Source organism: Thermostichus sp. MS-CIW-23, from assembly GCF_054059455.1.
In genome coordinates, this window is record NZ_JBSSCC010000028.1 from 20,700 (window position 1) to 41,872 (window position 21,173).

The 21,173-nt window shown below is 58.1% G+C and carries 22 protein-coding genes; 14 read left to right on the plus strand and 8 right to left on the minus strand.

Translation table 11 applies throughout. The features are described from left to right. Positions 1–11: 11 nt before the first annotated feature. Both ACVW0B_RS10355 and ACVW0B_RS10360 read right to left on the minus strand, forming a co-directional pair. Entirely contained in the window at positions 12–326 is a 315-nt protein-coding gene (locus tag ACVW0B_RS10355; protein WP_457384614.1) for a DUF7734 family protein, read from the minus strand. After that, the gene (locus ACVW0B_RS10360) at positions 323–910 is read right to left on the minus strand and encodes a DUF3177 family protein (protein WP_457491620.1); all 588 of its coding nucleotides are present in this window, start codon (positions 908–910) and stop codon (positions 323–325) included. The genes ACVW0B_RS10355 and ACVW0B_RS10360 overlap by 4 nt, the downstream gene beginning before the upstream one ends. A 796-nt stretch (positions 911–1,706) precedes the next feature. On the opposite strand from ACVW0B_RS10360, the gene ACVW0B_RS10365 reads away from it, so the two are divergent. The 8 genes from ACVW0B_RS10365 to ACVW0B_RS10400 all read left to right on the plus strand — a co-directional run bounded on the left by ACVW0B_RS10365 (position 1,707) and on the right by ACVW0B_RS10400 (position 7,652). Continuing rightward, a complete protein-coding gene (locus ACVW0B_RS10365) occupies positions 1,707–2,111 on the plus strand; it encodes a hypothetical protein (protein WP_238376806.1) in 405 nt (134 codons plus the stop codon). 5 nt (positions 2,112–2,116) lie between these two features. Then, entirely contained in the window at positions 2,117–2,863 is a 747-nt protein-coding gene (gene atpB, locus ACVW0B_RS10370; RefSeq protein WP_414330483.1) for a F0F1 ATP synthase subunit A, read from the plus strand. Positions 2,864–3,083: 220 nt separating this feature from the next. Beyond that, on the plus strand, positions 3,084–3,329 hold the full coding sequence (gene atpE / locus ACVW0B_RS10375) for an ATP synthase F0 subunit C (RefSeq protein ID WP_235280127.1): 246 nt from the start codon (positions 3,084–3,086) through the stop codon (positions 3,327–3,329). A 102-nt stretch (positions 3,330–3,431) separates the two neighbouring features. Next, positions 3,432–3,905 carry a F0F1 ATP synthase subunit B' gene (locus ACVW0B_RS10380; RefSeq protein WP_414349846.1) on the plus strand — a complete coding sequence of 158 codons (474 nt, stop codon included), beginning with the start codon at positions 3,432–3,434 and terminating at the stop codon, positions 3,903–3,905. A gap of 35 nt (positions 3,906–3,940) precedes the next feature. Then, positions 3,941–4,504 carry a F0F1 ATP synthase subunit B gene (locus ACVW0B_RS10385; RefSeq protein ID WP_457403034.1) on the plus strand — a complete coding sequence of 188 codons (564 nt, stop codon included), beginning with the start codon at positions 3,941–3,943 and terminating at the stop codon, positions 4,502–4,504. A gap of 20 nt (positions 4,505–4,524) precedes the next feature. After that, on the plus strand, positions 4,525–5,073 hold the full coding sequence (atpH, locus tag ACVW0B_RS10390) for an ATP synthase F1 subunit delta (protein ID WP_414330491.1): 549 nt from the start codon (positions 4,525–4,527) through the stop codon (positions 5,071–5,073). A gap of 43 nt (positions 5,074–5,116) precedes the next feature. Further along, on the plus strand, positions 5,117–6,637 hold the full coding sequence (gene atpA, locus ACVW0B_RS10395; RefSeq protein WP_011434218.1) for a F0F1 ATP synthase subunit alpha: 1,521 nt from the start codon (positions 5,117–5,119) through the stop codon (positions 6,635–6,637). A 70-nt stretch (positions 6,638–6,707) separates the two neighbouring features. Continuing rightward, positions 6,708–7,652 carry a F0F1 ATP synthase subunit gamma gene (locus ACVW0B_RS10400; RefSeq protein ID WP_414330493.1) on the plus strand — a complete coding sequence of 315 codons (945 nt, stop codon included), beginning with the start codon at positions 6,708–6,710 and terminating at the stop codon, positions 7,650–7,652. A 5-nt stretch (positions 7,653–7,657) separates the two neighbouring features. Here ACVW0B_RS10400 and ACVW0B_RS10405 read toward each other — a convergent pair whose 3' ends face one another. Beyond that, the gene (locus tag ACVW0B_RS10405) at positions 7,658–9,358 is read right to left on the minus strand and encodes an ABC transporter permease (protein ID WP_457491621.1); all 1,701 of its coding nucleotides are present in this window, start codon (positions 9,356–9,358) and stop codon (positions 7,658–7,660) included. 621 nt (positions 9,359–9,979) lie between these two features. Next, positions 9,980–11,026 (minus strand): Fe(3+) ABC transporter substrate-binding protein, encoded by a 1,047-nt coding sequence (locus ACVW0B_RS10410; RefSeq protein WP_011434214.1) that lies wholly within the window; start codon positions 11,024–11,026, stop codon positions 9,980–9,982. A 457-nt stretch (positions 11,027–11,483) separates the two neighbouring features. Here ACVW0B_RS10410 and ACVW0B_RS10415 point away from each other — a divergent pair, with 457 nt between their 5' ends. Continuing rightward, positions 11,484–13,664 carry an NAD-binding protein gene (locus ACVW0B_RS10415; RefSeq protein ID WP_457491622.1) on the plus strand — a complete coding sequence of 727 codons (2,181 nt, stop codon included), beginning with the start codon at positions 11,484–11,486 and terminating at the stop codon, positions 13,662–13,664. A gap of 75 nt (positions 13,665–13,739) precedes the next feature. Here the strand turns inward: ACVW0B_RS10415 and ACVW0B_RS10420 are convergent, their stop codons facing one another. From ACVW0B_RS10420 to accD, 3 genes are all read right to left on the minus strand, one after another. Next, a complete protein-coding gene (locus ACVW0B_RS10420; RefSeq protein WP_414407702.1) occupies positions 13,740–14,444 on the minus strand; it encodes a class I SAM-dependent methyltransferase in 705 nt (234 codons plus the stop codon). Positions 14,445–14,545: 101 nt separating this feature from the next. Then, positions 14,546–14,941 carry an STAS domain-containing protein gene (locus ACVW0B_RS10425; RefSeq protein WP_414374470.1) on the minus strand — a complete coding sequence of 132 codons (396 nt, stop codon included), beginning with the start codon at positions 14,939–14,941 and terminating at the stop codon, positions 14,546–14,548. 239 nt (positions 14,942–15,180) lie between these two features. Further along, complete coding sequence (accD, locus tag ACVW0B_RS10430) at positions 15,181–16,125, minus strand: acetyl-CoA carboxylase, carboxyltransferase subunit beta (RefSeq protein ID WP_414328771.1); 945 nt, start codon at positions 16,123–16,125, stop codon at positions 15,181–15,183. A 124-nt stretch (positions 16,126–16,249) separates the two neighbouring features. Between accD and ACVW0B_RS10435 the strand changes: the two genes are divergently transcribed. The 5 genes from ACVW0B_RS10435 to ACVW0B_RS10455 all read left to right on the plus strand — a co-directional run bounded on the left by ACVW0B_RS10435 (position 16,250) and on the right by ACVW0B_RS10455 (position 20,812). Beyond that, entirely contained in the window at positions 16,250–17,116 is an 867-nt protein-coding gene (locus ACVW0B_RS10435) for a tRNA (5-methylaminomethyl-2-thiouridine)(34)-methyltransferase MnmD (RefSeq protein ID WP_457491623.1), read from the plus strand. A 153-nt stretch (positions 17,117–17,269) separates the two neighbouring features. Beyond that, a complete protein-coding gene (locus ACVW0B_RS10440) occupies positions 17,270–17,902 on the plus strand; it encodes a hemerythrin domain-containing protein (RefSeq protein ID WP_457491624.1) in 633 nt (210 codons plus the stop codon). A 71-nt stretch (positions 17,903–17,973) separates the two neighbouring features. Further along, a complete protein-coding gene (locus ACVW0B_RS10445; protein ID WP_011430915.1) occupies positions 17,974–18,162 on the plus strand; it encodes a DUF4089 domain-containing protein in 189 nt (62 codons plus the stop codon). Beyond that, positions 18,159–19,559, plus strand: a complete 1,401-nt coding sequence (locus ACVW0B_RS10450; protein ID WP_457491625.1) for an AtzE family amidohydrolase — start codon at positions 18,159–18,161, stop codon at positions 19,557–19,559. Before ACVW0B_RS10445 ends, ACVW0B_RS10450 begins: the two co-directional genes overlap by 4 nt. 338 nt (positions 19,560–19,897) lie before the next feature. Further along, positions 19,898–20,812 carry a hypothetical protein gene (locus ACVW0B_RS10455; protein WP_457439722.1) on the plus strand — a complete coding sequence of 305 codons (915 nt, stop codon included), beginning with the start codon at positions 19,898–19,900 and terminating at the stop codon, positions 20,810–20,812. A 179-nt stretch (positions 20,813–20,991) separates the two neighbouring features. Here the strand turns inward: ACVW0B_RS10455 and ACVW0B_RS10460 are convergent. Next, a partial coding sequence (locus ACVW0B_RS10460; protein WP_457491626.1) for a hypothetical protein occupies positions 20,992–21,173 on the minus strand: 182 nt, incomplete at its 5' end.

Genomic DNA, 21,173 nt, shown 5'->3' on the forward strand with positions numbered 1-21,173 from the left:
CCAGGGATCCCTTACTCCGTCACTGGGATCCCTTCTTGGGCCAGCCATGCTGTTAGCTCTCCCCAGTTGCGATAGACAGCCAGAACCCGTGAGCGATCGGGGTGATAGGGGGCAGCCAAGCGCTCCAACTGCAAAAAGCGGGCCTGGGGAGGGATCACCGCCGCTTCGGGGTCGCTGGGGGTAGCTCGCCTCAAAGAGCTGCTGTAGCCTCGGTAGATAAGAACCAAGTCCATTTCTCCCTCGCTTTCCACCTCAACCCGGAGCACCTCCTGCGGGTGGTCTTGGCTGTAGCGCTCCAAGGCCAAGGGCCAAGGCAGGGCCCTCATGCTTCCAGTTCCCCCTTATCAGTTCCGGGTCGCAGCCGCCAGACAAAGTAGAGGCTGTAGAGCAGGTAGGCCACCAGCCCCCAGGCCCCCACGCTCCCCAGCAGCTCCGGCGATACATTGGGATGGAAGATCTCCCGAAACCCCAGCGGTGGCCCAAACCAAGCCCGGCACTCCTCTGGCAGAGAAGTGCGGAAAGCACAGGGCACAAAGGCCCCCGAAAAGAGGATCCCGGCCCCCATATAACCAGTCAGGCCCCACCGCCAGAGCAAAAAGGCTCGCGCCGCCCAGGTTCTCGACTGCTCGAGAGCAGCACTCCAGTCCCGCCAAAACCAAAGACAAACCAAGATCAACAGCCGCGCCATTGCTCCACTGAGAAAGCTGACGGGCAGGCCCCCAATCATCAGGTACACCGTCACCGCCAAGAGGCTCGATACCCGCCAATAAACGATCAATAGCTGAATCAAGGGCCGCAACCCCACCGCAAAAGCCCAAATCAGCAGCAGCAATGGCATCACCACCGTCAGCGCCACTGCCAAGCGGTAGTCCAGCCAGATTGCATCCACCAGCGAACTCTGGGGAGTCATCCTCACCCTCTGCCACTCCTGTCCCTTAGTATATGAAACCTGGGGGATCCAGGACGGGACACAGAGAGTTACGGAATGTTAACGCCTGCTGACCATCCCCAGCAAAACTTTACACCAGACAGCTTTCAGAAAGTTTTCCATTTTGCCGCTACCGATCCCCGAAAGTGGTAGATTCTTAGCTAGCTCCTCAGAGGAGCATGACTCTAGTCAATAATAAGCTCAACTATACTGAAAATAATGTATAATATGTTCAGTACGGATTACTACCAGTTGATCTTTCTGTTTACTTTCGAGTCTGCCAACATGGTAGCCAAAGCAAAGCAGAAAATTGGTAGTAAGACGACACGGAAACTGCGCTTTGGGTATTCTACTCAAAGCTTTGCGGGATACCGCCATTCTGTTTGGAAACAAACAGAATGCTATCGCTGCATAGTTGAACAGTGATGTTCAGCAGTGTTCAGCGTAAATGTATCAGTATCCCTGTCGTTCGGAAGGCCAGCTGCCTGTCTGAGCGACCAGCGGAGTCTCCTTCAGACCTTGGCCCAACTTAATCTCATTAAGTATTGTTACTTAATCGTGTTATCTTGGGTTAAGGTCAAACCTTGAGAGGCATGACCTCGAAACCATGGCCCGTTCTTCCAGACTCCTCTCTCACAGTTCTACCCGTTGGAAGGCGACCCAGTGGAAGCCCAGACCACTGCCTCCCTTGGAGAATGCACCTCCTTCTCCGAAGCGGGAGGAAGAGACAGGGGATCCAGTTGCGTCAGAGCCACCCCTTGCCCTGGGGAAGCCCGATTTGGCGAGGAAGGTGAAGGGTGGAGCTAGGGGGGCAGCAGTTGCTGGCAGCGGGAGCTATGAAGCGCTGCAGCTGTGGCTGGTGCTGGTTACCTTGGGGGTAAGTCTGGCCATTGCCGTGGGAGTGGCCCTGGTTTACTCTCTGGGGGTAGCTGCCAACTACTTGCTGGGGGCGGTTGTTGGCGTGGTTTATCTGCGCATGCTGGGCCGCGGCGTAGCGGAGCTGGGCAAAAGCCGCAACCGTTTGGGGGTGACGCGTTTGGCTCTGTTTGTCGGGCTGATCGTTTTAGCCACTCAGGTGAAGTCTTTACAGATATTGCCCATTTTCCTGGGGTTCATGACCTACAAGGTCACCCTGCTCATTCATCTTGTCCAGACCTTGACCCGTTCATCTTCTTCTGTGTGATGCCCATGAACCTGTCCTTCTCCTCTCCTCCTCTTTTGGCAGAACTCGAGGTCGGCCATCACCTTTACTGGCACCTGGGCAAATTCACGGTTCACGGGCAGGTTTTGATCGCCAGCTGGATCGCCATTGCCCTGATCTTGACGGTGGTTATCTTGGGCACCCGTCAACTGCAGCGGGAGCCGGCTGGTCTGCAAAACTTTGTCGAGTATGCCCTGGAATTTGTGCAGAGCATTGCCCGTGCCCAGATTGGCGAGAAAAACTTCCGGCCCTGGGTACCCTATGTCGGCACCTTGTTCCTGTTCATCTTCGTCTCCAACTGGATGGGCAACCTCTTCCCCTGGAAGTTAATTCCCCTGCCGGAAGGGGAGTTGGCCTCCCCCACCAACGACATCAACACCACTGCCGGGTTGGCGCTGCTCACCAGCATCATGTATTTCGTGGCCGGCATCAGCAAGCGGGGGCTGTCTTACTTCAAAAAGTACATCGAGCCTACCCCGATTCTGCTGCCCATCAACGTTTTAGAAGATTTCACCAAGCCCCTCTCCCTGAGTTTCCGTCTATTCGGCAACATCCTGGCAGAAGAGCTGGTGATTGCGGTGTTGGTGTTGCTGGTGCCCTTGTTTATCCCCGTGCCGGTGATGATTTTGTTTCTGTTTACGGGGGCGATTCAGGCTTTGATCTTCTCAACCCTCTCGGCAGCTTACATTGGAGAGGCGCTGGAAGGTCATGGAGGAGGGGATCACCACGATTGAGCCCGCTGTTTGGCCGATCACCTTGGCCTTTTCACGGAGGATCATCTCAAGTGGGCCAGCGCAAGGGATCCCTTCTTTTGGTAAGGTTTGTTGGGGCTGACAGATTGGTTCTGAAAGCCGCCGACAAGGGAGTGATTTGAGGCTGTAGTGTATCAGACCCGATCACCTCTGAAGCTCAAGAGACGTTGTTGTTGTGTCAATCACCAAGGAGCATCTCACTATGGATCCGTTAACCTCTGCTGCTTCTGTTCTGGCTGCTGCTCTGGCCATTGGTCTGGGATCCCTGGGTCCTGGGATCGGACAGGGGAACGCCGCTGCTGCTGCGATGGAAGGGGTGGCCCGCCAACCTGAGGCGGAAGACAAGATCCGCGGCAACCTGCTGGTTAGCCTGGCCTTCATGGAAGCTCTGACCATCTACGGCTTGGTGGTGGCTTTGGTGCTCTTGTTTGCCAACCCCTTCGCCTAGTGTCCTACGGGGGCGGGCCGCAGCGATGGCCGAGGTGAGCCATATCCGCCCCCCAACCCGGCCTGACGGTAGACCTAAGTTTCTGTTGGGGTCATAACACCCATGCTCTTCCAAACTCTATTGGCTGTTGAAGCGGCTGAAAAAGGTGGTCTTTTCGATCTGGATGCCACCCTGCCCCTGATTGCCATTCAGTTTTTGCTGTTGGTGGCAGTGCTCAACTCCCTCTTCTATGAGCCGGTTACGCGGGCTATCGACAGCCGCAGCGACTACATCCGCACCACTCAAGCGGAAGCCCAAGAGCGGTTGGACAAGGCGGTGTCGTTGACCCGACAGTATGAGTCTGAGATCAGCCAGGCCCGCTTGCAAGCCCAGCAGGTGATCGCTGAGGCAGAGGCTGCAGCTGCTCGCATTCGTTCCGAGAAACTGGCTGCTGTGCAGGCAGAGATCCAGCAGAAGCTGGAGGCGGCGCGGCTACAGGTCGAGCAAGAGAAGCAGGCAGCCCTCGAACAGCTGCAGCAGCAGGTGGATGCCATTGCCGCCCAGATTACCCAGAAACTGTTGGGCAGTGCTCGTTAGATCGCTGGTTGGAAGTACTTTTGGAGGAGCTTGCGATGCCTGTGTGGAGTTGGGTGGCCGGTTGGATCTTGGCTGTGGCCGAGACCACGGAGCTACTCCCAGAAGCCAAGGCAGGAGAGGGGGATCTCTTGGCCAAGATTCTCGAGAGCAACCTGATCAACATCGCGATCATTCTCACCTTGCTGTTTATCTTGGGTCGCAAAGTGGTGGGAGAAGCCCTGGCCAAGCGGCGGGAGGGGATCCTAGAAGAACTGCGGCAGGCGGAGCAGCGCAAACAGGAAGCCATCGAGAAGCTGGCGGAGGAGCAGCAAAAGCTGGCCCAGGCTCAGCAGGAGGCTGAACGTATCCGCAAGCAGGCGGAAGCCAACGCCGAAGCCCGTCGGCAAGAGTTGTTGGAGCAGGCGGAGCGGGAAGTGGAGCGGCTGCGGGCCAATGCTGAGAAAGAGTTGTCCAGCGAGCAGGAGCGGATTCTTCAAGAGTTGCGTCGGCAGATCGTTCGCCAAGCCCTGAGCAAGGTGGAGCAGGAGTTGCCGCAGCACCTCAACGAAGAGACCCACCGCAGCCTGATCGAGAGAGGGATCCAAATGATTGCCCGCTAACTCTCAAGGAGGAGAAAGGTATGATCAGCAGCACAATGGCTGAGAAGGTGGTGGATCCCTATGCCGAGGCTCTCATTGCTCTTGGGTCAGGCCAGGGATTGCTGGACACTTTTGCCGCCGATATGCGCTTTATTGCCGAGGTTTTGCGGGCTACGCCGGAGCTGGGCCAGTTTCTCGCCAACCCGGTGATCAAGGCCGAGGCCAAAAAGAACCTGCTGCAGCAAGTATTTGCCGATCAGATCCACCCTCTGCTGCTGAATGCGCTGAAGTTGTTGACCGACCGCCGCCGTATTATGTTTCTCGGGGCCGTCTGCCGGCGCTTTTTGGATCTGCAACGGAAGCTCCAGAACATCGTCCTGGCCGAAGTGACGACGGCGATACCCTTGACGGAAGCTCAGCAGCAATCGATTCGCGAGCGGGTGATGGACTTCACCCAGGCCAGCGGTGTGGAGTTGCAAGCCACTCAGGATCCGGAGCTGCTGGGAGGGGTGGTCATCAAGATTGGATCCCAGGTGATCGACCTCAGCTTGCGTGGACAGTTGCGCCGGCTTGCCTTGCAGTTGGCCTAAGTTGGTTTTTGAGGATCCCTTCCCATTACTTGAGAGGACTGCTATGCCTACCATTCGCCCAGACGAGATTAGCACCATCATCAAACAGCAGATTGAGCAGTACAACCAGGAGATGCAGGTCTCCAATGTGGGGACAGTTCTGCAGGTGGGGGATGGCATTGCCCGCATCTACGGTTTGGATAAGGTGATGGCCAGCGAGCTGCTGGAATTTGAGGATGGCACCACCGGTATTGCCCTCAACCTGGAAGAAGACAACATCGGTGCCGTGCTGATCGGCTCCGGGCGGAATATCCAAGAGGGATCCACCGTCAAATCCACGGGCAAGATTGCCAGCATCCCGGTGGGGGAAGCCCTCTTGGGCCGCGTGGTGGATCCCCTGTGCAACCCCCTCGACGGCAAAGGCCCGATCCAGTGTACGGAGTCTCGCCTGATCGAATCTCCGGCACCTGGCATTGTCGATCGCCGCTCTGTGTACGAGCCCCTGCAAACCGGCATTACCGCCATCGATGCCCTGATCCCCATCGGGCGGGGGCAGCGGGAACTGATCATCGGCGACCGCCAAACCGGCAAGACCACCGTTGCTGTGGACACAATCCTGAACCAAAAAGGGCAGGATGTGATCTGCATTTACGTGGCCATTGGTCAGAAGCAGAGCACCATCGCCCAGGTGGTGGGCATCCTGACCGAGCGAGGGGCTATGGACTACAGCATTGTGGTGGCTGCCGGCGCCGATAGCCCGGCCCCGTTGCAGTGGCTGGCCCCCTACTGTGGCGCCACCATTGCTGAATACTTCATGTACCAGGGCAAACACACCCTGGTGGTCTATGACGACCTCTCCAAGCAGGCGGTGGCTTATCGGCAAATGTCGCTGCTGCTGCGCCGTCCACCCGGTCGGGAAGCTTACCCTGGGGATGTGTTCTACCTGCACTCGCGGCTATTGGAGCGAGCCGCCAAGCTGAGCAGCCAACTGGGAGAGGGATCCATGACGGCGCTGCCAATCGTGGAAACCCAGGCCAATGACGTGTCGGCCTACATTCCCACCAATGTTATCTCCATCACCGATGGGCAGATCTTCTTGGAATCGGATCTGTTCAACGCTGGCATCCGCCCGGCCATCAACGTCGGGATTTCCGTCAGCCGCGTCGGCTCGGCAGCTCAGACCAAGGCGATGAAAAAGGTGGCTGGCTCCATCAAGGTGGAACTGGCGCAATACCGCGATCTGGAGGCCTTTGCCCAATTTGCCTCTGACCTGGATGAGGCTACCCAAAAGCAACTGGCCCGCGGCCAACGGCTGCAGGAGTTGCTGAAGCAGCCACAGTACTCTCCCCTGTCTCTGGATCAGCAGGTGGCCATTATCTATGCGGGGACGCGAGGCTATTTGGATGACATTCCGGTGGAGAAGGTCTCCAGCTTCAAACAGGGCCTTTTGGCTTACCTGGGCACCACCCATCCCAAGTATGGCGAGATCGTCCTCTCCACCAAGCAACTCACCGACGAGGCAGAAGAAATCTTGAAAACGGCCATCACAGAGTTCAAGCAGAGCTTCGTGGCCAAGGCGGCCTAGCCTGACGCGGATCCCTGTCAACCACCGTTCGCGTTAGCAGGACGGAGTCCTTAAATAGAGGGAATGGGTTATGGCAAATCTCAAGCGTATCCGCGATCGCATCAAAGCGGTCAAAAACACCCGCAAAATCACCGAGGCCATGCGGCTGGTGGCAGCAGCCCGAGTGCGCCGCGCCCAAGAGCAAGTGATGGCCACCCGTCCCTTTGCCGACCGACTGGCCCAGGTTTTCTATCGGCTGCAAACTCGGCTGCGGCTGGAAGATGTCAACTTGCCTCTGCTGAAGCAGCGGCCCATCCAGACGGTGGGGCTGTTGGTGGTGGCCGGGGATCGGGGCTTGTGCGGAGCCTACAACGCCAACGTGATTAAGCGCACCGAAGAGCGCGTCCGCGAACTGCAGGAGACGGGACAGCAGGTGCAGCTTTACCTGGTGGGCCGCAAGGCGGTGCAGTATTTCCAGCGGCGCTCCGCTCCCATCGCCAAGACCTACGTGAATTTGTCGCAGATCCCCACGGCGGCTGAGGCTGCCCAGATTGGGGATCAGCTCCTCTCGGCCTTCTTGTCTGAGAAGGTGGACAAGGTAGAGCTGCTCTACACCCGTTTTGTCTCTTTGATCAGCTCCCGTCCGGTGGTGCAATCCCTGTTGCCCCTCGATCCGTCGCGGTTGGCCACTCAGGACGACGAAATTTTTCGTCTTTTGGTGCGGGGCGGAGAGTTTACTGTCGAGCGCAGCAAAGTCATCGCAGCGGTCTCGGCCCCACCTCAGGACATGATCTTTGAGCAGGATCCCGTGCAGATTTTGGATGCACTGCTGCCGCTGTACCTGAACAACCAGTTGCTACGGGCCTTGCAGGAGGCGGCGGCCAGCGAATTGGCGGCTCGCATGACGGCCATGAACAACGCCAGCGACAATGCCAGCGAGCTCATTCGCACGCTGGGTCTTGCCTACAACAAAGCTCGCCAGGCGGCTATTACCCAGGAGATCCTGGAGGTGGTGGCCGGAGCGGAGGCCTTGTAGGGTTCTCAAAGGAGATCCCCTGAGGAGCCGAGGTTGCGTTGCCGCGCCATCTGGGAGTTGAGCAGAACCACCGGCAAAATCCCCACTAAGACAATGGCCAAAGCCGGTGCCCCTGCCTCCGCGAGACGCTCATCGGCTGCCAAGCGGTAGGTTTGCACCGCCAAGGTGTCGAAGTTGAAGGGCCGCAGCACCATCGTGGCCGGCAGCTCCTTCATCACATCCACAAATACCAGCAGCATAGCCCCCAAGAGGCCACCCCTCATCAAGGGCAAATGCACCCGCCAGAGGGTACCCAGGGATCCCTGCCCCAGGCTGCGGGCTGCCTCATCCAAACTGGGGGGAATGCGCAGCAGCGTGGCCTCAACGGTGGCCAAAGAAACGGCCAAAAACCGCACCAGGTAGCCGAACACCAAAGCCGTGAGGGTACCGCCGATCACCAGGCCAGGTGGCTGTTGCAGCACCACCTGCCGCAGGTAGCTCAGCAGTTGATCCAACCACCCTAGGGGAATCAGAACCCCCACTGCAATCACCACCCCAGGCAGCGCATAGCCCAGAGAAGACAACTGCACTGCCAGCCGCAGGCCCCACGGGGATCCCGCCCGTCCTAGCCCCTGCATGCGCAGCCCGTACAGCACCACCACCGACACGGAAACGGCAATGACAGCCGTGATGGTCGATAGCAGAAAGCTGTTCTGGGCGTAGCTCCAAAAGCGGCGACCTAGCTCCCCCTGGCGCAGGGTCATATTGAGCAGAATCAAGGCCGGCACGACAAAGCCCAGCCCAATCGGGATCCCACAGGCTAGCCAAGCCCCCACCGCCCGGATCCCTTGTAGGCGGTAACGGGTTGGGGTGGGTTTGAACCCTTGGCGATAGTAGCGCGCCCGTCGGCGGGAGAATTGCTCCACCGCCATCAGCAGCAACACCAGCAGCAACAGCAGCGCCGAAAGCTGAGCCGCCGCCACCGGATTGCCCAGGGCCGTCCAGGTGCGGTAGATGCCGGTTGTAAAGGTATCTACCCCGAAATAGCTGACGGTGCCGAAATCGTTGAGGGTTTCCATCAAGGCCAGCAGACAGCCGGCCACGATCCCCGGTCGGGCCAGCGGCAAAGCCACCTTGAAAAAGCTGGCCCAAGGCCCATAACCCAGGGAGCGACTCACCTCCAAACAGGCTACCGACTGTTCCTGAAAGGCCAACCGGGCCGAGAGGTAAACATAGGGATAGAGGGTGAGGATCAGCAGCAGGATCGCCCCCCACAACGAGCGAATGTTAGGGAACCAGTAGTCGCCGATCCCCCAACCTGTTACCCGCCGCAGCCAGATCTGGAAACCGCCGGTTACCTGCAAAAAATCGGTGTAGGCGTAGGCCAACACATAGGTGGGGGCCGCCAGGGGCAGCACCAACATCCACTCCAGCCAGGCCCGCCCCCAAAACTGACACATGGTCACCAGCCAGGCAGTGCCACTGCCCACCAGGATGACCCCCGCCGCCACCCCTGCCATCATCACCAGGCTATTGCGCACATAAAGCCCCAAGACCGTATCGGCCAGGTGCTCCCAAACCTGCCGCTCGTCCGCAAAAAGGCTGAGCAACACCGTAAGGACAGGAACGAGAATGAGACCGCTGAGGGTCAGAGTCAGAAGCGCCCAGCCGTTCAGAGGAAAGAAGCCACTTCCCGGCAGAGATTTGCTCAACAACTTCAACCTCATCTCTTTGTCCATCTCAACAGGCGGGAGCTACCTCTTGAGCAACTCCTGGGGAAGAAAAAGGGATCCTCCAGGGATCCCCAACCAAGTTTTCTCTCAAAACAAGCTCTTGGGCAGCTTAACGAAATAAACGATGTTCTCGTCTTGCTTGTTACAAGCATAGTTTTTTCTTAAACCGCGCCCTTTTCCGAGACGATGCCAAAGTCGTCGTCGTTAACTATCGCTAGGGTAGTTGAGTTGAGAATGGCCAACCGCTCGGGCTTGTCGTGGGGATAATTGGGGATCGACATAATAATACTTCTTCTTTGTTTTCTGTGGTCAAAAGCAAATCCCGCTTTGGAACGGGAGCCTTTTCGGGAAGGTTTTCAATTGCCTTTGCCGGGCTATTGGTGTAGAAAGAAGTTAAAGAAAGCAGGAGCAAGAACAAGCCTGCTGTTCGCAGTTGTTTCATTTGGCAAACCTCCAGAAGCTTTTGAAAAAGAAAGACAGGACGCCTGAGCGGCCTCGAACGGAAGCAACGCCGTCCTAGAGTATCGACGCTTGGCCAAGAACCGTCAAGCTGCTTAACGTTCACGGCGTCAAGCAATGAAAGGCTGCACTCAGGGCCTGTCCTGGAGGCCTGATCTACTTCCAACCGGCCCGATCCATTACCTTTAGGGCATCAGGGGTGACGCGGCCAATGCTGGCGGCGTTGATCGTATCTTCCTTAAAGGTGCCAAAGCTGGCCACCAACGAGTCGATCTCAGCCCCGGGCAGTACCGGGTACTCATTGTTGCTCTGGGCAAAAATGGCCTGCGCCTCTGGCCCGGAGAGAAACTCCAAAAATTGGATGGCCGCTTCTTTGTTGGGAGCTGTTTTCAGAATGCCGGCCCCGCTGATGTTGACGTGGGTGCCACGATCCTGCTGGTTGGGGAAGAAGACGCCGATTTTCTCGGCTACGGCGCGCTCTTCTGGATTGTCGGATTTGATCAAACGCGGCAAATAGTAGGTGTTGGCCAAAGCCACGTCTCCCACCCCGGCGGCCACGGCCTTGATCTGATCTATGTCTCCCCCTTCCGGCGGACGGGCAAAGTTGGCCACCAAGCCTCGGGCCCATTGCTCCGTTTCCGGGATCCCGTGGGCCAAGATGATCGAAGCCGTCAAGGATTGGCTGTAAACGTTGCTGGAGGAGCGGGTGAGCACCTTGCCCCGCCATTTGGGGTTTGCCAAGTCCTCATAGGTGGACAACTCCTTGGGATCCACCTTGTCTTTGTTGTACATGATCACCCGCGCCCGCTTGGTGAGGCCAAACCAGTACCCCTCTGGATCCCGCAGAGACTCGGGAATATTTTTGGAGAGCGTCTCCGACTGGATGGGTTGAAACCAGCCCTCGTTCTGAGCCCGCCACAACCGGGCAACATCCACCGTCATGAAGATGTCGGCGGGGCTGTTGGATCCCTCGCTGCGGATGCGCTCGATGATCTCATCGGCTTTGCCCTGCACCCAATTCACGGTAATGCCCGTTTTCTGCTGGAAAAGTTCGTACAATTTCTCGTCTGTGCTGTAGTGTCGCGAGGTGTAGAGGTTCACTTCCCGATTGGCGCCATGGGCCGGACGCAGAAGAGACCCTGCTGCCAGAGCCGCAGAACCTAGCGTGGCTCCACTGACAAATTGCCGTCGCGATAAGCGCATACCCAACTCCTAAGTTCAAAAACATCTCAAGAGACACAGCTCCACCGGCCAGGCTCTCTCTGAGAAAGCACCGGAAAGCCAAGCCCAAAGGACAAAGACAGTCCCCGCAAGCCTCACTCTGTTGGCTCTTATCTTGGGCCAACCTTATTGAGACTTTTATTCAAGAACTTTGCCTTGAGGCAATGATAGAAGATCTCAAGTACCAGGTCAACCTCTTGGGAGTTGTTCTCACTTCTCACCCTTTGGGATGAAACTGGGTGGCTTCCCCTTGTCCTCGACAGCGCCTGAGATGGCCAGCAACGCAGCCGGTCTTGTTGAGCAACGGGTCTCTACCCAGGGCTTTGCGGTCAGCGGTATTGACAGCACTCGCGAAAGCTGAAGAGGCTTCGGGTATAAAGGGAGCAGGGTAGATGACAGAGCTATGGTGAGCTCCCTTTCGAGATCGCCTCATGCACAGGTGCAAGAGAATAGCAGGGATCCAGGTGTCTCTATCCTGGTCTGCGGCTACAACGATTTGGTGGAGCTCACTCTCCAAGCCCTAGAAGCTTTTGGACATCGCGCTGTAGTAGTTGCTCCCGATCTGCCCCCTCATTTGGAAGAGCAGTGGCAATACCTACAGGCGGATCCCCGCCAGCCGGGGGTGTTGCAGCGGGCTGGGATCGAGCGGATTAGGGTGGCGCTGCTGCTGGAGGACAGCGACCAAGCCAATTTCGAGCTGGCTTTGCTGATTCGAGATCTCAATCCACAGGTGCGTGTCGTCTCCCGTCTGTTCAACCACAGCCTTGCCCGCTATCTCGACTCGGCTTTGCCGCAGCATTTTTCCCTATCGGTGGCGGCTTTGGCTGCCCCGGCTTTTGCCCTTAAGGCTGTTTCCGACGAATTTGTTGGCTACTTTGAGCTGCCCCAGCTGGAAGCCCAGCCGGCCACGCTTCCGCCAGAGCTGGCAGATCCGGCTTACTTTGTCTCAGACCGAGAGACCACCCTCTGGAACGTGGTAGAGCTGACCATCGGATACAACTCCCGCCTGCTGCATATGCCCCTCTCGGAGCTGGAGGAAACTTTTGGGGCGCGGGTGCTGTTTCATTACCCGGTGGATGGGCTTTCTGACTTTTCCAAACAGCGAGTTTTCGACGACTTTGACCACGAGGCAGAGCTGCTGGAGGGGGATCGCGTTTTGGTCATTTGCGATCCCAGAGCCTACCTGCAACTGTTGGAACGCAACGGGCGACGGGGCTCCTCACGGGCACAGCGCTGGGCCAGCGGCCAGATGCAGGACAAGCGACAACAACGGCAAGGCAGGTCGTTGGGGCGGGGATCCCTTGGGTCTTGGCTGCGCAGAGGAGTGCAGGGACTCCTACAGGTCAAGCCCATCGTGCGCACCCTCACCTTCACCTTGGGGGCCATGCTGGTGCTGGGGGTGATCAACTTCAGGATGATCGGCAAACCCCTCATCGATGGGCTTTTGCTGACGATCGTGGTGCTGACAGGGGGCTATGGGGATATTGAGGCTTTTCAACAGCCGGAAACACCGCTGGGGGTGAAGGTGCTGGCGGTGATGATGACCTTGGTGGGGGCTGCCCTGGTGGGGTTGATTTACGGCTTGGTGACCGACAAATTGGTGAGCAGTCGCTTTGGCTTGGGTCGGGCTGCCCGTATGCCCAAAGAGGATCATGTGGTGATCGCAGGGTTGGGGCGGCTGAGCTATTTGGTGCTGCAGTTGTTGCGGCAGATGGGCTACGAGGTGGTGGTGGTGGATCCCAATAGCGAGAACCCTCTCTTGGAGGCAGCGGAACGGGAGGGAGCGGTGGTGGTTCGTGGGGATTATGCCCTGGCAAGCACGCTGCAGCAGGCTCGCATTCAAGGCAGCCGCTGCCTGATCTGCACCACCCCTGACGATCTCACCAACCTGGAGACGGCCCTGACGGCCCACAGCCTGCAGCCGGGGATCCGCACCATTTTGCGGGTTACCGATCCCGAATTGGCGGCTCGCATGCAGCGCCACATGCAGACCCTGGGGATCAGCTACAGCGCTACCGGGCTGGGGGCACGGGCTTTTGCCACCGCAGCACTGGTGGGATCCGTCTACGGCACCCTGGCTTGGCAGGGGGAAACTCTGCTGGTGACGCTGCTGGAGGTCTCTGCCCATTGCCACTACCTGGGGCTATCCTTGCGCCAACTGGCCCAGGACTATGACCTGGTGATCTTGCTGCATCGCTCCCGACCGGGGAAACCCTGTGTTTTTCCCAAGATCTGGCAAAAAGAGGGCAAGACCCTGTTGAAAGAAGGCGATCAACTCTATGTGATGGGAACGGTGGAATCCCTGATTCGCCTGACCCAAGGACGGCCTCTGCCCCCAGAGCTGTATCAGGTGCGCCTCCTAGAGTATCGCAACCCCTATTTTGAAGAGGAGATCCTCTCGGCTTTATCGTTCTACGCACGCCTGCCCAAAACGGCCCTGAAACCCCTATTGGGCTGTCTGCCGGCGGTGGTGAGCCCACCCCTTCCCCGCGACAAGGCAATCAAGTTAGCCCGCCAACTGCGCAAGATGAGCACTGAAGTGCAGGTGTTTGCCCAGGCGCAGCCTGCCCATTGGATCCCTGCAGCCATGAACGAAAACAGCGAAAGTAATCTGAATTGATTTGGACACTGTTCTGTTTATTGGTCTATTCTGCACTCCGTAGTCCAAAACATCTCGTTATGGGCAGTTGGACATTCAGGAGATAGGCTTTTCGGCTGCAAGTCGCACAAAGCGATTTTGGTTGTAGAGCTGCTGAGCCACCACTGCGAAACCCACCTTCTCCAGCAACCACACCAGGTCTTCGGCGCTGAAGCGATTGTGCTCGTAGAAGTGGGTAAACTGATCCAGCAGCGTTTCCAAAGGCGTGTCCGACTGGAAGAGTTGGGCCTCTGTATCGGCATCGAAGTAGAGGCTGAGCGGGGCGCGCACCCAATCCACCAGCAAAAATCGCCCCCCCGGCTTGAGTAGACGCAACACCTCCTGCAACAAGCGCAAGGGCTGCACCATCTCGTGCAACACCACCACTGCCTGAGCTGCATCGATGCTGTTGGCCGCAAGCGGCAAGTGAGGGTCGTGCAGGTCGGCCTGCAGCAGCTGGATTCCAGGGATCCCTTTCAAATCCGCCGCCGCTCGCTCCAACATGTAGGGCATCACATCCACCCCGATGAAGTGCCCTCCGGGATAGCGTTGCGCCCACTGACCCAGAGCAAACCCCGGCCCGGTTCCCAGATCCAACAAGCGCGGTGCAGGAGGCAGACAGGGCTCGATGTGCATCTGCCAGAACTGCCAAAAAGCCTCGTTAAAGCGCCCAGGAGCTGTTGCCAGCATGCGCTCGCAGAAGCTGGGGCCACGGTGGTGCTGGTAGAGAAGCTGAAAGGTATCGAGGCCGGTCTGGGGCATGGCTGAAGATTGTTGAGAAAATTGCTAGAGGGATCACCAGAATTCGCTGATGGGCTGAAAAGAGCATCGGGGGATCCCCAAAAGTAAGGCCTAATGTCGGCCTAACGAGCAGTGGGAGCGCTGGAAAAGTTGGCAATGCCGGTCTCCAGGTCGCTAAAGCAGGTCAGTACCTTTTCCATGGAGGTGAGGTTGAGGACGAGGGCCACACTTTCCGGCACGCAACAAAGGCTAATGTTGCCCCCGGCAGCACGGCACTTGCGCAAAGCCGAGATCAACACCCCCAGCCCAGAGCTGTCCATAAAAGTGACCGACGACATGTCGATCAACATATTGGGATAACCGAAATCTAAAACCTGCTGGAGCAATTGCCGAACTTCTGAGGCGGCCTTGGCATCAAAACGACCCTCCAGCGGCACAATCGCCAGTTTTTGCCCTTGTGGAGTCTCAGCAGTACGGATGCGCAGCTTGAAATCCATCGTTTCCAGTGAAGACCTCATGCCCCACCTTAACACCATCCGCTACCGCCCACCAGGAAATCTTGTGAAGATCCCCAGGGACAGCGCGGCTCCCTCCAAAAACATCTGCCCTCTCGCCCCCAGCTCCTCTCCCAACAAGCCAGAGGGAAGCCGTGTAAACCCATGAAGTAAGAGCCGCCCCAGAGCTTAGCAGGAACTCCATCCCCCGCAGGGAAGGGATCCGGCCTCGGCCACAAATTCCGCATCTTAGGCGGATCTACCTACAGCATAGGTTGCAGGGTTAAAGCCTCCGAGTCTATGGAGGGAAGGGACACATGCAAACGGGGGCGGTGCATAGAGAGCAACTGGGCCAGCCGCTTGCGCAGCTCAGTGCGGGGCACAATCGCGTCGATGAGCCCTTGGGCCAGCAGGTACTCGGCGGTTTGGAAGCCTTCTGGCAGCTTGCCCTTGCCAATGGTTTGCTCGATTACATTCGGCCCGGCAAACCCCACCTGCGCGCCCGGCTCGGCCAGGATCAAATCTCCCAGCATGGCAAAGCTGGCAGTTACCCCGCCATAGGTGGGATGGGTGAGCACGGAGATGAACAATTGTCTGGCGTCGCGGTGCCTTTGTAGGGCAGCTGAGGTCTTGGCCATCTGCATCAGGCTGAGGATCCCTTCCTGCATGCGGGCCCCCCCCGAAGCCGAAAAGAGGATCAAGGGCAGGTGATCGCAGGTGGCCCGTTCCGTGAGGCGGGCGATCTTCTCTCCCACCACCGAGCCCATGCTGCCGCCCATGAAGCGAAAGTCCATCACTCCAATCGCCACCGGGATCCCTTCCAGGCTTCCCAACCCTGTCAGGACGGCATCCTTGAGCTGGGTGCGCTCCTGGTAGGTGGCCAAGCGCTCGGAGTAGGGCTTTTGGTCGAAAAAGTGTAGGGGATCCGTGGGAGCCAGGTGTTCGTCCAGGGGCTGCCAGGATCCGGGATCCAAAAGCTGTTCCAGCCGCTCTGGAGCTGTAATGCGGTGGTGATGCCCACAGCTGGGGCAAACTTGCCAGTTTTGCTGCAGATCCTTGGTGTAGGTCAGGGTGTCACAGGCAGGACACTTTTGCCAGAGGCCATCGGCAATTTCTCTCACCTGACGCTCTTTGTCGAAGGGGCTGCTACCTGTCAGGTTTAGAGAGGTTTGTCTGCGCCGCTCCGCAAACCAATCCAGTAGAGACATAGCTGTTGAAACACCTTTTCTGGCCAGGGATGTTGAGAGCCCTGCCGGTGAGCTGCGAAACACATCTCAACGTTCTCAAGCTATCAAAGAATCGCCCGACTGAAAATAGAGACAACAGCAAGCGATGGAGACTCGGTGGCAGGTGCTGACCACAGGGGATGGATCCCTGACCTTTTTCTCGGAAGAGTTTGGACAGGCTTTTCACAACGTCAGTGGTGCCGCCCAGGAGGCTTTGGAGAAGTTTGTCCGCCCTTGCCGGCTGGATCGGCTGCCGTTGGAACGGGATCCCGCCCAGCCCATTCGCCTTTTGGATATTTGCTTTGGCTTGGGCTACAACTCCGGCCTTGCCCTAGAAACCATTTGGCAAATCCGGCCCCACTGTTCTGTAGAAGTAATCGGCCTAGAGCGATCCCCGGAAGTGCCTCGCCAGGCTTGGCAGGCGGGGGTGGGATCCGACTGGAGCTTTGGGCAAGAATGGCAACACTGGATTGAACAGGGATCCTGGCAATCGGAGCGCTGGCGCGGAACGCTGCTGTGGGGCGATGCCCGGCAAACGGTGTTGCAGGTGCCGCTGGGGTGGGCAGATGCGGTGTTTTTGGATCCCTTCTCCCCTTCGGTTTGCCCAGAGCTGTGGACGGTGGATTTCCTGCGGGCCGTGGCTGAACGGATGCGACCAACCGGCATTTTGGCCACCTATTCCTGTGCAGCGGCGGTGCGAGCGGCTCTGTTGGAAGCAGGGCTTTTCATCGGCTCTACCCCCCCGGTAGGTCGTCCTTGGCCGGGGACAGTGGCCTCGCCCCAACCTGACCACCTGCCGCCTCTTTCCCCCATGGAGTGGGAGCACCTGAAAACTCGCGCTGCCGTGCCCTACCGGGATCCCACCTTGAAAGGAGATAGAGCGCAAATCCGGCTGCAACGCCAGCAGGAACAGCAGGCCTCCTCTTTGGAGCCCACTTCTGCTTGGAAACGCCGCTGGCCTGTGCAAGCCTAGAGAGTGGCGTTGCCGGAGTTCAGATCTGGACAACTTTCCCCAGGATTGCTGCCCGAGTGTATCCAAGACACCTGCGCTATTCCCGTACCCTTACGCAAGCCACCATTTCTTGACAAAGTTAAGCTAGGATGAAACTTTTCTGCTGTGAATGCCATGTCCTCTGAGGAGTCCTTCCCGCTGACGCGAGCAACCTCTGCCGGTACGCTGGTTGCCCTTTGTGCTGAACAGCACCGCGTCATCCTGCAGTTTTTGACTCGCCTGTCTCGAGCGCCGGAGTTGGATCTGGAGCAGCGACGCCTCTGTGTACAAAGGTTGCGACAGCGCCTCTCCCGCCACATTCAACTGGAGCGCCATGTTCTCTACCCCCTGCTCAGGTCGGCTCTCCAGGGGGATCCCCACCTCAGCGCCCAAACTGAGCGGCTGGAGCAACATCTGCGGGATCAGATTCCAGAGCTGACGCGCTTTTTGCACCAATCAGAGCGCACCCCGCAGCAGGTGGATCCTTCTGCTGCCCTTCACTTCTATCGGCAATTGCGGGCTCAGTTTGATCAGGAGGAGAAAATCTTGCATCCCCTCTTTGCCCAGCATGTTTCTCCCGAAGCAGAGCAGCAGCAGTTGCGTCTGTTCCGCAAACGCCTGCAAGCCAGCGCTGCTTCCAATCGCTCTGCACATAGCCGTCGCGTTGCTTTGAATGAGCTGGAACGGCAGGCGATAACCCGCCCTGTCTTGCCCAACGAGCGTCTCTGGTCGCTGCAGGGCAACACTGTGCAAATGTCCGCTCCCTAGTCGACGACGGTCTTGTTGTTGGAGGCTAGTGGTGGTATTTTTGCTGCAATCGGCTCCCTGACCCCAAAACCATGCAGCCCTGGGATCCCGAAACCTACGTCGATCAAATGGCCCAACTGCTGCAACTGCCCCTGCATCCTGAACACCGAGCAGGGGTGATCGAAAACTTTGCCCGCTTTCTGCCCATTGCTCAACAGGTGCTGGAGTTCCCGTTGCCGCCGATAGTTGAGCCAGATCCCACCTTTGACCCTCAGCCATGACCGGGGATCCCCACCTTCTCGGCAGCGCTGACGCGGTCTCTATTGCCAGGGCTGTCCGCCAGGGATCCGTGAGCGCCCAAGCGGTGGTGGCCGCCTGTCTGGAGCGGATTCGCCGGCGGGATCCCCAGCTCAATGCCTTCACAGCCGTGCTGGAGGAATCGGCTCTGCAAGCAGCGGAGCACGTGGATCGACAGGTGGCTCAAGGGATCCCTGTAGGCCCGTTGGCAGGGGTGCCTTTTGCCGTCAAGAACTTATTTGACGTGGCCGGCCTCACCACCCTGGCTGGCTCGGCGATCAACCGCGAGAACCCCCCGGCCATCCAAGATGCAACAGTGGTGGCTCGTCTCAAGCAGGCAGGGGCAATCTTGGTGGGCACCCTCAACATGGACGAGTACGCCTACGGCTTCGTCACCGAAAACAGCCACTACGGCCCCACCCACAACCCCCACGATCTCAGCCGCAGTGCGGGGGGATCCTCCGGCGGCTCGGCAGCTGCAGTAGCAGGAGGTTTGGTGCCTCTCGCCCTGGGCAGCGACACCAACGGCTCGATTCGGGTACCGGCCTCTTTGTGTGGCGTCTACGGCCTCAAGCCCACCTATGGCCGTCTATCGCGGGCAGGGGTGGCTCTGTTTGCCGCCAGCTTCGACCACGTGGGCCCCTTGGCCCGTTCGGTGGCCGATATTGCCCTCAGCTTCGATGTTATGCAAGGGCCGGATCCCCAAGATCCCGTCTGTACCCGGCGTCCTGTGGATCCCACCTTTGGGCAATTGGGGCAGGGGATCGAGGGCTTGCGCATCGCGGTGGCGGATGATTACTTTGCCCGAGGGGCAGAGCCCCCCATCTTGGCCGGGGTAGAAAAGGTGGCCCAAGCCTTGGGGGTCGGCCAGACTGTGCGGATCCCGGAAGCCCAGCGCGCCCGTGCCGCCGCCTTCCTGATCACGGCTGCTGAGGGAGCCAACCTGCACTTGCCCAACCTGCGAACTCGCCCCCACGACTTTGACCCGGCCACCCGGGATCGCTTTTTGGCCGGAGCCCTGTTGCCTGCCAGTTGGATCTTGCAGGCACAGCGCTTTCGCCGCTGGTATCGCCAGCAGGTGCAGGCCATTTTTCAGGAGATCGATCTGTTCATCGCCCCCACCACCCCCTGCTTTGCCCCCTTGCTCGGCCAAGAGAAGATGGTGATCGATGGGGTAGAGGTTCTCACTCGGCCCAACCTCGGCCTCTACACTCAGCCCCTCTCGTTTATCGGCCTGCCGGTGCTTTCAGTGCCGTTGCGCGAGAGCGGATCCCTGCCCTTTGGCGTACAACTGGTGGCCGCCCCCTATCAAGAAGCCAAACTGCTGCGGGCAGCCGCCTATTTGGAGAAGCTAGGGATCCCCAATGCCCAGCCGGTCTGAGCCATGAAGAGCCCTACTTTTGCAGCACATCTAGCGCTAGAGCTCGTGGGCATCTTCTCATGAACACTAAATATGTAGATGAACCGGTTGTTTGGTCAAGACAAGATTTCAATTGCTTTTGAGGAGCCGCTTTAGTCTCTGTGTAGCCTGTGGGTAACGTCTGAAGCTGTATTGGGGCAGACTCTTTGGCCTTGGCTCGCAAGAGAGATTGGGGCACCGGATATTAAAGTAAAATTAAGCCCCCAGTTGTTGTATCAAATGCCTCCTTCTCCAGGCTTGGCCAATAGAATGAACAGCATAAAATAGACACGGCACCCCCACCTGGACTCTATAACCCTATGGATCATCCTGATTCTGTGGCTCGGCGCTACATGAAACTGTGCGAGGCCTATCTCTCTCTCAACGAAGCCTTCGACAGATTGGATCAGTCCCACAGCCACCTACAGCGCCACTTCAAACGACTCCTTGGCTATTTCAGTGCTGCCCAACAAGCTCTGGTTCAACTGCCGCTCTTGCAACAGCGGATTGAGCAGAGCGACCGCTGGATGAACTCCTTGCGAGAAGAACTGCAAGCCAAAGAAGCCCGGCTTGGCGAGCTAATCGCCAACTACAACCAAGTCTGCGGCGAGCTGGACTCTACCAAAGCAGAACTGTTGGGCGCTCAAGCGCTGATTGAGAAACTGGAAGCCGAAAATGCTCAGGTTTTGGAACGCTTGAGTCGGCTCACCAACATGGAAGAGGAAATGGCAAACTTGGCGGAACAGCTGGCCCAAGCGAACGAAGCTCGTCAGCAGATGGAGGCTCGAAATCGCGAGCTGGAGCGAGCTTTGGGAGACCGGGATCAGCACATTTACAGCCTGCAAGAGCGATTGGCACAATTGGAGCAAGAGATGACCTTCCTGAAAGCTCAGCGGGATGAGGCCCAGCAAGCTGCACAACTGGCTATGTCTCGCGCTGAGCAGGCGGAAGCTAGGCTGAAGGTGCAAACCGAACAAGTTCAGACTTTGCAAAATAAGCTCCATCAAGCCGAGGAGCAGCTGGCCATGGTAACCCTGAACGAGCTGGAGCTCCTGCTCAGCCATAACTCGATGAACCTCTTGCAAGAAGCGGAGCAGGCTGCAGAAGTAGATGCCCAGGTGCTGGCAAGCGTACCGGCCTCTCTGGCCGAGGCGGAACACATTCTGCTGGAGATCGACCAGTTCATTCAGTTCATTTTGGCCTACTCGGAGCCCATGAAGTCGCAGGCTGCGTGACATACTCCCGACGCTGTAGCTAGCTTCCCGCAGGGTTGCTACGCACACAGCGCGGGCTTCTCAGTGACCCCTGCTATCGCTTCAGGCATTTCCTGAGCTTCAGGACTACGTCCCGCTGACGCGAAAAGGACGGGATGCCCCACCGCCCTGTAGAGTAGTGCGTAGTGACTAGTCACTAGTCACCAAATTTTCGGGCTGGAGGCCCGCACCATAGCCGCAGGCTTGGTGTCGGGAGGAAAGCCCTCCTCCATATAGGTTTGCTGGTCAAAGTCTGGATGAACTACAATAAGCCCATGAGCCAGACTATCTCTGTACGTTGCAAGCTGATAGTCCCACAAGAGTTGCATCAAGAAATTGACCG

Excerpts from the sequence above, each read along its gene's own strand:
- ACVW0B_RS10450 (WP_457491625.1), top strand. The coding sequence starts at position 18,159 with ATGACCGGGGATCCCCACCTTCTCGGCAGCGCTGACGCGGTCTCTATT.
- ACVW0B_RS10425 (WP_414374470.1), bottom strand. The coding sequence starts at position 14,941 with ATGAGGTCTTCACTGGAAACGATGGATTTCAAGCTGCGCATCCGTACT.
- ACVW0B_RS10405 (WP_457491621.1), bottom strand. The coding sequence starts at position 9,358 with ATGAGGTTGAAGTTGTTGAGCAAATCTCTGCCGGGAAGTGGCTTCTTT.
- ACVW0B_RS10410 (WP_011434214.1), bottom strand. The coding sequence starts at position 11,026 with ATGCGCTTATCGCGACGGCAATTTGTCAGTGGAGCCACGCTAGGTTCT.
- atpB (WP_414330483.1), top strand. The coding sequence starts at position 2,117 with ATGAACCTGTCCTTCTCCTCTCCTCCTCTTTTGGCAGAACTCGAGGTC.
- atpA (WP_011434218.1), top strand. The coding sequence starts at position 5,117 with ATGCCTACCATTCGCCCAGACGAGATTAGCACCATCATCAAACAGCAG.
- ACVW0B_RS10355 (WP_457384614.1), bottom strand. The coding sequence starts at position 326 with ATGAGGGCCCTGCCTTGGCCCTTGGCCTTGGAGCGCTACAGCCAAGAC.
- accD (WP_414328771.1), bottom strand. The coding sequence starts at position 16,125 with ATGTCTCTACTGGATTGGTTTGCGGAGCGGCGCAGACAAACCTCTCTA.
- ACVW0B_RS10440 (WP_457491624.1), top strand. The coding sequence starts at position 17,270 with ATGTCCTCTGAGGAGTCCTTCCCGCTGACGCGAGCAACCTCTGCCGGT.
- ACVW0B_RS10455 (WP_457439722.1), top strand. The coding sequence starts at position 19,898 with ATGGATCATCCTGATTCTGTGGCTCGGCGCTACATGAAACTGTGCGAG.
- ACVW0B_RS10435 (WP_457491623.1), top strand. The coding sequence starts at position 16,250 with ATGGAGACTCGGTGGCAGGTGCTGACCACAGGGGATGGATCCCTGACC.
- ACVW0B_RS10445 (WP_011430915.1), top strand. The coding sequence starts at position 17,974 with ATGCAGCCCTGGGATCCCGAAACCTACGTCGATCAAATGGCCCAACTG.
- ACVW0B_RS10420 (WP_414407702.1), bottom strand. The coding sequence starts at position 14,444 with ATGCCCCAGACCGGCCTCGATACCTTTCAGCTTCTCTACCAGCACCAC.
- ACVW0B_RS10385 (WP_457403034.1), top strand. The coding sequence starts at position 3,941 with ATGCCTGTGTGGAGTTGGGTGGCCGGTTGGATCTTGGCTGTGGCCGAG.
- atpE (WP_235280127.1), top strand. The coding sequence starts at position 3,084 with ATGGATCCGTTAACCTCTGCTGCTTCTGTTCTGGCTGCTGCTCTGGCC.
- ACVW0B_RS10360 (WP_457491620.1), bottom strand. The coding sequence starts at position 910 with ATGACTCCCCAGAGTTCGCTGGTGGATGCAATCTGGCTGGACTACCGC.
- ACVW0B_RS10400 (WP_414330493.1), top strand. The coding sequence starts at position 6,708 with ATGGCAAATCTCAAGCGTATCCGCGATCGCATCAAAGCGGTCAAAAAC.
- atpH (WP_414330491.1), top strand. The coding sequence starts at position 4,525 with ATGATCAGCAGCACAATGGCTGAGAAGGTGGTGGATCCCTATGCCGAG.
- ACVW0B_RS10380 (WP_414349846.1), top strand. The coding sequence starts at position 3,432 with ATGCTCTTCCAAACTCTATTGGCTGTTGAAGCGGCTGAAAAAGGTGGT.